Origin of the sequence: Ileibacterium valens (genome assembly GCF_001945525.1) — a bacterium.
GTDB classification, from domain to species: Bacteria; Bacillota_I; Bacilli_A; order Erysipelotrichales; family Erysipelotrichaceae; genus Ileibacterium; species Ileibacterium valens.
Genome location: NZ_MPJW01000260.1, coordinates 36,812 through 48,365, shown reverse-complemented (window position 1 = coordinate 48,365; position 11,554 = coordinate 36,812). Strand labels below are relative to the sequence as shown.

Genomic DNA, 11,554 nt, shown 5'->3' with positions numbered 1-11,554 from the left:
TGTGGCTGGACTTCCATCAGCAAGCTACGTGCCATGCCCGGTACACAATTAAAAAAGGGCAGAATATCCTGACCTGGATATTCTGCCCTTTACAGCTCATATTGTTTTTTTACTTCAGATCATCCATATGGGAAAGAGCTTCCGCAAAACCCTGTGGGTCATTGAGGATATTATCATTTTCCATTAAGGAAAAATCATCAGCTGGTTCTGGAAGTTCTGGAGCCTCTTCAACTACAGGCATCGAATTCTGAACAATCTTGTCGAATTCTTCGTCTTCACTCTTTGCTTCTTCAACTCGAGCCAGACGTTTTGCCCTTAACTGAGCTGCTTTTTCAGCAACCAGCAGGTTCTGAGGACGGTCGCCCTTGCATCCGGTTCCAGCAGGAATCAGTTTACCAATGATAACATTTTCCTTCAGACCGATCAGGTGATCGACTTTACCCTTGATTGTTGCATCGGTAAGAACCTTTGTGGTTTCCTGGAAGGATGCAGCAGATAAGAAGGAATCAGTTTCAACAGAAGACTTGGAAATACCAAGCAGAACCGGTTTGAAGGTTGCAGGAGTTTTACCGGAAAGTAAAGCATCCTTGTTAATCTTCGTAATGTTATTCAGGGAAAGCTGAACTCCAACATTCAGATCAGTATCTCCCGGATCGGTTACGATAACTTTCTTCATCATCTGGCGAATCATAACTTCAAGGTGTTTATCGGAAATTTCGATACCCTGAGACTGATAAACCTTCTTAACTTCTTTCAGAATATAGTTCTGAACTTCATTAACACCGGCAACGGCAAGAAGTTCCTTCGGATCGAGTGGTCCTTCTGTCATTGGCTGACCGGCTTCAATTTCAGCACCAACAGTTACCCATGGACGTAATGTCTGATTGGCATTGATCTTATGGGAAACAGATTCAGTGTCGTTTGTAACAATAATTTCCTGACGCAGAGTACCATCGATACGTTCGATCGATGTAATCTGACCAGAAATCTGAGCAATGACGGCAACACCTTTTGGATGACGGGCTTCGAACAGCTCTTCAACACGAGGAAGACCCTGAGTGATGTCTCCACCATCACCACCGGCAACACCACCGGTATGGAAGGTACGCATGGTCAGCTGAGTACCAGGTTCACCGATTGACTGGGCAGCCATTGTACCAACAGCTTCACCGACTTCAACATCACGTCCAGTCGCCATGTTCTTGCCATAGCACATACGGCAGATACCGTTAGTGGATTTGCAGGTAAATGGTGAACGGATCAGCATCTGAGTAATGCCGGCATCGACAATCTTATGAGCCAGATCTTCAGTTATATATTTATCCGATTCAATGATCAGTTCATTGGTCTTCGGATCGTAAACATCTTCTTTGGAGTAACGTCCAACCAGACGATCATAGAGAGGTTCAATGATCGTATCGGTTTTACGGTCTACCAGGTCTTCTACCAGGAATCCCTTATCTGTTCCACAGTCGTCTTCCTTAATGATGACATCCTGTGCTACGTCAACCAGACGACGAGTCAGGTATCCAGATTCAGCCGTCTTCAGCGCGGTATCGGTCAGACCTTTACGCACACCATGGGTAGAAATAAAGAACTCGGATACATTGAGTCCTTCACGGAAGCAGGAATAGATCGGTACTTCGATGATGGATGGAACATATTCACCAGCACGGGATTTACCTTTAGCAGGTCGAGCCATCAGACCACGCATTCCAGCCAGCTGGGTAAAGTTGGAAGTATTACCACGTGCACCGGAAGTCGCCATCATGTTGATTGGGTTCTTACGAGGCAGATTACTCATCAGCTCTTCAACGATATCGTCCTTGACATCAGCCCACAGTTTGTTCAGGTGGCGTTCCCATTCTTCCATGGTTAGCATTCCTTTTTGCTGAAGGCGTTTAAGCTGGTCAGCCTTTTCACGGCCGTAAGCCACGTGTTCTTCCTTGTTTGGAGCCACTTCGATATCAGAAAGCGCAACGGTAATACCAGCTACAGTGGAATACTTGAATCCAAGAGATTTGATCTGGTCAAGAATTTCAGCTGTATCGTCTACCGGATAACGTTTGAAGACTTCGGCAATAACTTTTCCGAGGTCTTTTTTCTTAACGGCTTCGGTAATTTCAAGACCTGCGATTTTTTCCTTGATGTCTTCACCTGGAGCAGCGAAGTATTTATCAGGAGTGGCTTCGAAGTTCGCTGCAGATACCTCATTGATAAATGGGAAATCCTCTGGGAACATCGAGTTGAAGATGATTTTTCCTGGTGTAGTAATCAGGTAATCATTTTCATGTTCTTCCTTGAAGGAAGATTTCTTCAGACCAGATACAGGCAGAGCAATACGGGAATGCAGGTGTACCTGATTTGTATTGTAAGCAAGCATAACCTCATCCACATCAGCGTAGACAGTACCTTCTGCATTGGCATAGCGTTCCCATGCAGCAGCTTCTTTTTCTTCGCCGACTTTGCGGTAGCGTTCTGCTTCTTCAAGAAGTTCCTGTTTGGTTTCTTCCATCGTCAGATAGAAGTTACCCATAACCATGTCCTGACCTGGAGTAACGATTGGTTTTCCATCCTTAGGTCCAAGAATGTTATGAGAACCAAGCATCATAACGAGTGCTTCCGCACGTGCTTCTTCACCAAGAGGTACGTGAATGGCCATCTGGTCACCATCGAAGTCTGCGTTGAAGGCAGTACATACCAATGGGTGCAGACGCATGGCTCTTCCTTCTACCAGTTTAGGCAGGAAGGCCTGAATACCTAATCGGTGCAGCGTAGGCGCACGGTTTAACAGAACTGGATAACCATCGATGACCTTTTCAACGATATCCCAGATTCGAGGATCGCGGCGTTCAATCATCTTTTCAGCGTTCTTCGGATTGCTTACCAGATGCTGATTCACGATTTCGTTAATAACAAATGGCTTAAACAGATTGATAGCCATTTCGCGCGGAATACCGCACTGGTACATCTTCAGATCTGGTCCTACTGCGATTACAGAACGTCCGGAGAAGTCAACACGTTTACCAAGAAGATTCTGACGGAAACGTCCCTGTTTACCTTTCAGAGAATGAGAAAGGGATTTAAGAGCACGTCCACCAGCACCCGTGATTGGTTTGGAACGGCGACCATTATCGATCAGAGCATCAACCGCTTCCTGAAGCATACGTTTTTCGTTCTGAACGATGATATTTGGAGTTCCCAGATCGAGCAGCTTGCGCAGACGATTATTACGGGTAATGACACGACGATAAAGGTCATTTAAATCAGAGGTTGCAAAGCGTCCGCCATCCAGCTGAAGCATTGGACGCAGATCAGGTGGTATAACTGGAATATTTGTCAGAATCATCCATTCAGGTTTGTTGTCGGAATGACGGAATGAATTGATTGTATCCAGACGTTTGATCAGCTTTTTTCGTTTTTCACCCGTCGCTTTTTCAAGAGCCTTTTGAACATCGTCATATTCCTTTTCCAGATCGATATCCTGAAGCAGTTTTAAAACAGCTTCAGCACCGGTCTGGGCTTTGAAAGCACCAGGGCCATAGGTTGCCTGAGCTTCACGGAATTCCTTTTCGGAAAGAACCTGCTTATACTGCAGGTCAGTGTCCATAGGATCTGTGACGATATAGCTGACAAAATAAACAACTTCTTCAAGCTGTTTTGGGGTGATATCAAGCAGTAAGGCCATACGGCTTGGAATACCGCGCAGATACCAGATATGAGCGACCGGAGCCGCAAGGGAGATGTGTCCCATGCGCTCACGGCGTACGCTCGATTTTGTGATTTCGACTCCGCATCGGTCGCAGACTACACCTTTAAAGCGGACTTTTTTATATTTTCCGCAGGCGCATTCCCAGTCCTTTGTCGGTCCGAAAATTCTTTCACAGAATAAACCGTCTTTTTCCGCTTTCTGAGAGCGGTAGTTGATTGTTTCAGGTTTAGTTACTTCTCCATGAGACCATTTCAGAATGGTTTCCGGAGAGGCAAGGCTTACCTGAATTGAGGCAAAGTTGTTTACGCTCAAAATTAAGCCTCCTGTTCTTCATCTACAATGGAGAATCCTCCATTGTTCAGGTCGTCTTCGAGGTCGTTTTCAAGCTGTTCCGATGCTGGAACTTCCTGCTCTTCCTCTGTATGTTCATGAGCCTCAACGGTGATGATTCCCTCATCATCGTCATCGGTATTGATATCTACTTCGTTGTTGTTTTCATCAAGCAGACGCACGTCAATAGCAAGACCCTGCAGTTCGTGCATCAGTACTCTGAAGGATTCTGGAACACCTGGTTCTGGAATATCCTTGCCTTTAATGATGGCTTCATAGGTCTTGATACGTCCCTGAATGTCGTCAGACTTGATGGTCAGGATTTCCTGAAGGGTATGGGAAGCTCCATAAGCTTCAAGAGCCCAGACTTCCATTTCACCAAATCTCTGTCCACCATTCTGAGCTTTACCACCAAGCGGCTGCTGAGTAACCATGGAATATGGACCAGTTGCACGGGCATGCAGTTTATCGTCAACCATGTGAGCCAGCTTGATCATGTACATGACACCAACAGAAATACGTTCATCAAATGGCAGACCCGTCTGACCATCATAAAGAACCTGTTTTCCATCGACTGTCATCTGTGCTTCTTTCATGACATCAGCCAGATCTTCGTTGGAAAGACCATCGAATACTGGAGTCGCAAACTTCTGGTTGAGCTTCTTGGCTGCATAACCAAGATGGATTTCAAGAATCTGTCCGATATTCATACGGGAAGGCACACCAAATGGATTCAGAATGATATCGATTGGCGTTCCATCCGCCATAAACGGCATGTCTTCAAGCGGCAGAATCTTGGAGATAACACCTTTGTTACCATGACGTCCGGACATCTTATCCCCTTCAGAAATCTTACGTTTCTGGGCGATATAAACTTTAATGCGTTCGTTGACTCCTGGTGGAAGGTCGCTTCCATCGCCGCGTTTGAATGTGCGGATGGAATGAACGATACCAGCACCACCATGAGGTACTTTCAGGGAGTTGTCGCGAACTTCTCTGGATTTTTCACCAAAGATCGCAAGCAGAAGTTTTTCTTCCGGAGAAACTTCACTCTGTCCTTTTGGAGTGACTTTACCAACCAGAATATCGCCTTCGCGAACTTCCGCACCAACCATGATGACGCCATTGGCATCCAGTTTCTTCACTGCATTTTCACCCACGTTTGGAATGTCACGAGTGATTTCTTCTGGTCCAAGCTTGGTATCGCGGCAATCGATGTCATATTCCTCAAGGTGAATGGAAGTGTACACATCATCAGCAACCATACGTTCAGACATGATGATGGCATCTTCATAGTTGTATCCATACCAGGTCATGTAGGCGATGGTTACGTTCTGTCCTAATGCAAGTTCACCATTTTCCATGGATGGCCCATCCGCAAGGATGTCTCCCTTTTCAACCTTTTCGCCAACTTTAACAATTGGACGCTGGTTAATACAGGTCGAAGCATTTGAACGGCTGAATTTACGCAGCTGGTAAGTATGGTTAACGCCTTTGGAATCTGTATTTACAATTCGCAGTGAATCGACGTAAGTAATTTCCCCGTCTTCACGGGCAACGATACCGACACCGGAGTCCTTGGCGATCTTATATTCAATACCAGTTCCTACATATGGAGAATGCGGAACTAAAAGTGGTACAGCCTGACGCTGCATGTTGGCACCCATCAGGGCACGGGAAGCATCGTCGTTTTCGAGGAACGGAACGCAGGCAGTCGCAACCGATACGATCTGTTTTGGACTGACGTCAGCGAGCTCTACATCTTCTCTTGCTGCGATGATGGTATCGCCATTCTTTCTGGCAACGACACGTTCATTAATCAGACGGCCGTTGCGGACTTCGTTGGCCTGAGCAATAACGTAATCGGCTTCTTCATCTGCAGAAAGGTATACCGCTTCTTCAGATACGGTTCCATCCGGATTAACCGGACGATATGGAGTCTGAATAAATCCATACTGGTTGATCTTGGCATATGTTGTCAGGTTAGAGATCAGACCGATGTTTGGACCTTCAGGGGTTTCAATTGGACAAATTCTTCCATAGTGAGAAGAATGTACGTCACGAACTTCAAATCCGGCGCGTTCTCTGGAAAGACCACCAGGTCCTAATGCAGAAATACGGCGTTTATTGGTTAATTCAGCTAATGGGTTCTGCTGGTCCATAAACTGTGACAGCTGCGAAGAAGAGAAGAATTCCTTGATCGCTGCAGTCAGCGGACGAATGTTCGTTAATTTTCTTGGAGTGATATTGTCCTTTTCCTGAATGGACATTCTTTCCTTAACAACGCGTTCCATACGGGATAAACCGATACGGAACTGGTTCTGAATCAATTCACCTACGGCGCGGATTCGACGGTTGCCAAGCATATCGATATCATCGGTTTCTCCGATTCCATCCATAACGTTCAGGTCATAGGAGAAGAAAGCATAAATATCAGGAATGGTTACTGTGTATTTGTTGGCAAATGGATCGTTACCAATAATGTGGATCAGATTTCCATTGCGGTCTTCTACATCAATTTCCTGAACAGCCGCACCAATCAGCCAGGCATAAACATCCTGTTTCTGACTTTCGCCCTTGATTTCAAAGATGGCTGCATCATCAAGACGTTCTGGAGCCACCCCTGGTTCATAGCGGTTAACAATTGGTTCCTGCATTTCTTCGGAAATGATGTCAGCTCCGGCATCATTGGTCAGGCGTCCTAAAGCAAACAGACGCTGTCCATAATTCAGAACCGGATCAATATTTTCTTCCGTCAGCAATACAGGTTTAGCAATCAGACCGGCATAGATTTTGACCGGTTTGCCAAAACGATAAATTTCAGCCACATCCTGATCAGAAAGCACCTGTCCTGCTTCGTAAAGAACTCCATTGATTTCGATGTCATCCGCAAGAATACGGCCGATTAATCCGGAATTGTAGGATGCCGGAATTTCGACGATATCTTCTTCATGGAATTCAGAACGGAACGGGAACGGATTCATGTATCCGCCCTTGCTAAGAACTTCCTTTAAAGCGTTTCTTTCATCACGCGTAATGTGTGTACCCTTCTTCATAAACAGATTGCCGTTGACATCAAGAATGTCATGGGCTAAGTTTGTATTCATGGTACGCGCAACCGCATTCAGCTTTTTGCCTAATTTGTAGCGTCCAGCCTTCGTTAAGTCGTAGCGGCGGTGATCAAAGAATTTAGCCTGCATCAGTGAAATGGATCCATCCAGTGTTGGAATTTCATCACTGCGCTGGTTTTCATAGAAGGAAAGCAGAGCTTCTTCTGTGGTTTTTACTTTGTCATTGAGCAGAGTATTCTCAATTTCTTCGTATTTTCCAAAGAAGGAATTATAGAGGGTCAGGTAAAGGTCCATGTATTCACGGCCTTCTGGATCCTGCATTACATCATTCCAGGTTTTGCCCATAGCTTTCAGGAATGTTTCAAGCGGTTTTACATCACGAGAATCTTCGCCTTTTTCAATTCCGAAGCTCATTCCAAGAGCTTTGAAAAGGATTGAGAAAAGCACTTTTCTTCTGCGGTCAATGGAAACATTAAAGGTACGTCCTAGTGAGTTCTTCTTTTGCTCCGTATTGAATTCAAGCCAGGTTCCCCGGCTTGGGATCAGTTCAGAATCATAGTTCTGCTTACCTGTTTTTACATCGAAGCTTTCAGAAAAATAAACTCCGGGGGAACGGACGATCTGGCTGACGATTACACGTTCAGCTCCGTTGATAATAAATGTACCGGTATCGGTCATCAGCGGGAAATCACCCAGGAACACATCCTCGTTTCTCGTAATGACTTCACCATTGTCGTTAGTTATTTCAAGTTCCATCTGAGCATACAGAGGCGCAGCATAGTTGCATTCTCTGTACATGGACTGTTCGGCGTCGTATTTCGGTTTTTCAAAGGTGTATCCTTTGAAATTCAGTTTGATATCCTTGTTATAGTTTTCGATTGGGAAAATCTCATCGAAGACTTCCTGGATCCCCTTGGCTTTGAACCAGTCAAATGAATCGGTCTGGATTTCTACCAGGTTTGGGAGTTCCAAATTTCCGGACACTTTTGAATAATCCCGTCGGACAGCTTTCTTGCCTTCAGGGACAATTTTATAAGATTTGTTATTCTCCACTTCGCGCCTTCCTTTCGTATCTAGGGTCCACAAACAGTCTTTCTTTAGACTATCATGCAATTTACAATAATATAAGATTAAAATCCATATGTCAAACTCGAATCAAATTGGCATAAGTCATCCATATTCTAGACTAGACATTTTCAGGGTTATTCTTTTTTGCTCATTTTGTCGTTGACATTTCATTTTTTTCCTTTTCTGTGACCACTCTTGCTTCAGAGAGTTCATTTTCCAGTTTTTTTTGCATTTCCTGTACGTTCATTTCTGTTATTCTCGTAGGTTCTGTAAATGGCAGATTGAATGGTTCAGACTTTGTTTAAACTTTTCGCTATGGTCTGTTGTTCTCTTGCTGCTCACTAATGAATAATTTCCTTTTACAAGTAAACAAAAGGTTTCAGTAAGAAGCCACATCTTTGGCTATCGCTGCAACTGCAGCGGCTTACCGAAACCTTCATATGTATGAATCGTTGAATTTTTTCTGTATGAAAATTATCCGAAATGTTTATCAGCAGCTTTTTTGGAAACAGGAAACCTGAGTGATGCAGTCTGTTTTTTTTTATTGCGAAACTATGCGTCTGTTTCTTCGAAACCACATGGAAGGAAGAAAAAGAAGCAGAATCGGCAAGAGCTCCAAACGTCCAGCCAGCATATCAAAACAGAAAACCAGTTTGGCAAATGGCGAAAAGTCTGCGAAGCTGCCCATCGGACCCACTTCACCAAGTCCAGGACCTATATTGTTTAGTGTCGCGGCCACAGAAGTAAAATTCGTCACCAGATCTTTTCCATCCAAAGCAATCAGAATCAGGCTGAATACAAAAATGGATATATAGATCGCCAGAAATACATTGACACTTCGCACAATTTCATGCGCGATGGGTTTTCCATCCATACGGACTTTTTTGACTGAACGAGGATGAACCAGAGTCGAAAACTCTTTTTTAACTCCTTTCAGGATGATATTAATTCTTGATACCTTAAAACCGCCGCCTGTCGATCCAGCACACGCTCCGCATATCATTAACAAAACCAGAATAATCTGGGCAATCGGTGTCCAGAGGTTGAAATCAACAGTAGCATATCCGGTGGTTGTAATGATCGAAGAGACGGTAAAGAAAACATGATGAATCGCCAGAAACAGATCTGGAAACAGACTCTGAACAGAAATGACGATCACTGTGGTCGCTGCAAGAATGATTCCAATGTAGCTGACTACTTCTTCCATTCGAAAAGCCTGTTTTCTTTTTCCTCTTAATAAGAGAACATAAAAATTAAAGTTGATTCCAAACAGAAGCATGAAAACCGCAATAATTCCGGTTTGCAGCAGGGTGTAAGAATCAAAGCCATCCGAACGAACCGCAAATCCACCCGTTCCAGCCGTTCCCATCGTCAGAGTAATCGCATCAAAGGCATTCATTCCGGCCAGAAGCAGAAGCACAAGCTGAATCAGTGTCATTCCGATATAGATTCGGTAAAGCGTCTTTGCGGTATCTCTAACCTTGGGCACGATTTTGGATACATCCGGACCAGGTGATTCAGCGGCCATCAGATTCATAAAACTTCCACCCGCAGAAGGCAAAAGCGAGAGAATGAAAACAATAACGCCCATTCCCCCAACCCAATGCGTAAAGGATCTCCACATCCGATTGGCATAGGAAAGCTTGCTGACATTCGTTAAAATCGTGCTGCCGGTTGTCGTAAATCCTGAGACTGTTTCAAAAAACGCATCAACATACTTTGGAATCTCCCCAGAAATAAAAAACGGCAAAGCGCCTAAAAGCGACATGACAATCCAGCTCAGGGCCACGGCAATCATTCCTTCTTTGGCCCGGATCTTTCGATTCTTACCCGAAATAATCACCAGGACAGCCCCAATCGTCGTACAGATCAAAGTCGACAGCAAATAGACCACAGCTATACTGCCCTCTTTGTAAATCAGAGCAGTAATTAGTGGGACAAGCATGAATGCGGCCTCAAACAGGCAGACGACACCGAGTACATAAGCCAGGACAAGATAATTCATAATACATCCTCATCAAGCACATCATCCAACGTGCAAAGGCCAGTATGGGTGGTAATGAAGATCACGCTGTCTCCTACTCGAATTTCATCTGTTCCTCGCGGCAGAATCGCTTTGCCATCGCGGACGATTAAAGCTGCCAGGGTATCGCTTCTCGTCTTTAAATTCATCAATGGTATATTGGTCGCTCTTGATTTTTCTCTGATATAAAACTCCAGGGCTTCTGCCCGATCCTGAGCCAGACGATGCACGGTTTCCACGTTGGATCCCATTCCACCTTCCGCTGCCCGTACATAACGGATAATTGTTTCTGAGGTCAGCTTTTTGGGGTTGATGATCGTATCAAGATCCAAAGCATTGATCACATCATCAAATGAGATTCGATTGATCTTCGTAATGGTCTTGATTGGCATAATCGAGCGGATATATAAAGAAAGAATGATGTTTTCTTCATCAATACCGGTCAACGAGACAAATGCGTCCATGTTTTCAAGACCTTCATCCGCCAACATTTCCCGATCGGAACCATTTCCTTCGATAATCGTAGCATTTGGAAAGAAAGTGGCCATTTTTTCGCAGGTTGCCCGATTATTATCGACCAGCGTCAGATTGATGTTTGTCTTCTCGAGCATTTTGGCCAGATAAAACGCCAGTTTTCCGGCTCCAATAACCATGACGTTATGGACGTTATTCGATTTGATCCCAATTTTTTTAAAAAACTGCATTCTCTTTTTCGGCTGTCCGGTAATAGAGATCAGATCTTTTTCATGCAGTATAAATTCTCCATCTGGAATAAAAAGATCGTCCTTTCTTTCGACCATACAGATCAGAATATCGCTTTTCAGTTTATGGGGAATATCCTTAATGGCCATTCCTTCCAGGACAGACCCTTTTGGAATTTTCAGTTTATAAATCTCAGAAGCATCCGATGAAAAAGTTTCTGCAGAAACAGTCGGGGGAAGCGAAATGGCCTTAAATACTTCTCTGGCTGCTGCAAGTTCCGGATTGATGATGACCGAAACTCCCAGGTCACTTTGAAGATCCATGATCGTTTCTGAATATTCCGGTGAGCGAACCCTGGCAATCGTCTGGATATTTTCACAAAGTTTTCTGGCCAGCAGACAACACAGCAGGTTTAATTCATCATTCCCAGTTACCGCAATAAACAGATCCGTCTGATCGATACCGCCTTCCTGTAAAAGGCTGTGATCCATTCCTGATCCGACCAGCCCCATCACATCGTATTCCCCAACAATTCCCTTGGCCCGATCCGCTCGATTATCAATCACAGTGACTTCATGTTCTTCCCGACTCAATTCCCGAACCAGCGAAGTTCCTACCTTCCCACAGCCAATAATCATAATCTTCATA

General features: G+C 44.5%; 4 protein-coding genes. All 4 read right to left on the bottom strand.

Going from position 1 to position 11,554, the window contains the following annotated elements; genetic code table 11:
* Positions 1 to 109 precede the first annotated feature (109 nt).
* The 4 genes from rpoC to trkA all read right to left on the bottom strand — a co-directional run bounded on the left by rpoC (position 110) and on the right by trkA (position 11,553).
* On the bottom strand, positions 110 to 4,024 hold the full coding sequence (gene rpoC / locus BO222_RS11970) for a DNA-directed RNA polymerase subunit beta' (protein WP_075820973.1): 3,915 nt from the start codon (positions 4,022 to 4,024) through the stop codon (positions 110 to 112).
* Positions 4,025 to 4,026: 2 nt separating this feature from the next.
* Positions 4,027 to 8,166, bottom strand: a complete 4,140-nt coding sequence (gene rpoB, locus BO222_RS11965; protein ID WP_075820972.1) for a DNA-directed RNA polymerase subunit beta — start codon at positions 8,164 to 8,166, stop codon at positions 4,027 to 4,029.
* 556 nt (positions 8,167 to 8,722) lie between these two features.
* The gene (locus tag BO222_RS11960) at positions 8,723 to 10,186 is read right to left on the bottom strand and encodes a TrkH family potassium uptake protein (protein WP_075820971.1); all 1,464 of its coding nucleotides are present in this window, start codon (positions 10,184 to 10,186) and stop codon (positions 8,723 to 8,725) included.
* Positions 10,183 to 11,553, bottom strand: a complete 1,371-nt coding sequence (gene trkA / locus BO222_RS11955) for a Trk system potassium transporter TrkA (RefSeq protein ID WP_075820970.1) — start codon at positions 11,551 to 11,553, stop codon at positions 10,183 to 10,185. The genes BO222_RS11960 and trkA overlap by 4 nt, the downstream gene beginning before the upstream one ends.
* Between the last annotated feature and the right edge of the window lies 1 nt (position 11,554).

Coding starts and splice junctions, on each gene's coding strand:
- BO222_RS11960 (WP_075820971.1), bottom strand. CDS start 10,186: ATGAATTATCTTGTCCTGGCTTATGTACTCGGTGTCGTCTGCCTGTTT.
- trkA (WP_075820970.1), bottom strand. CDS start 11,553: ATGAAGATTATGATTATTGGCTGTGGGAAGGTAGGAACTTCGCTGGTT.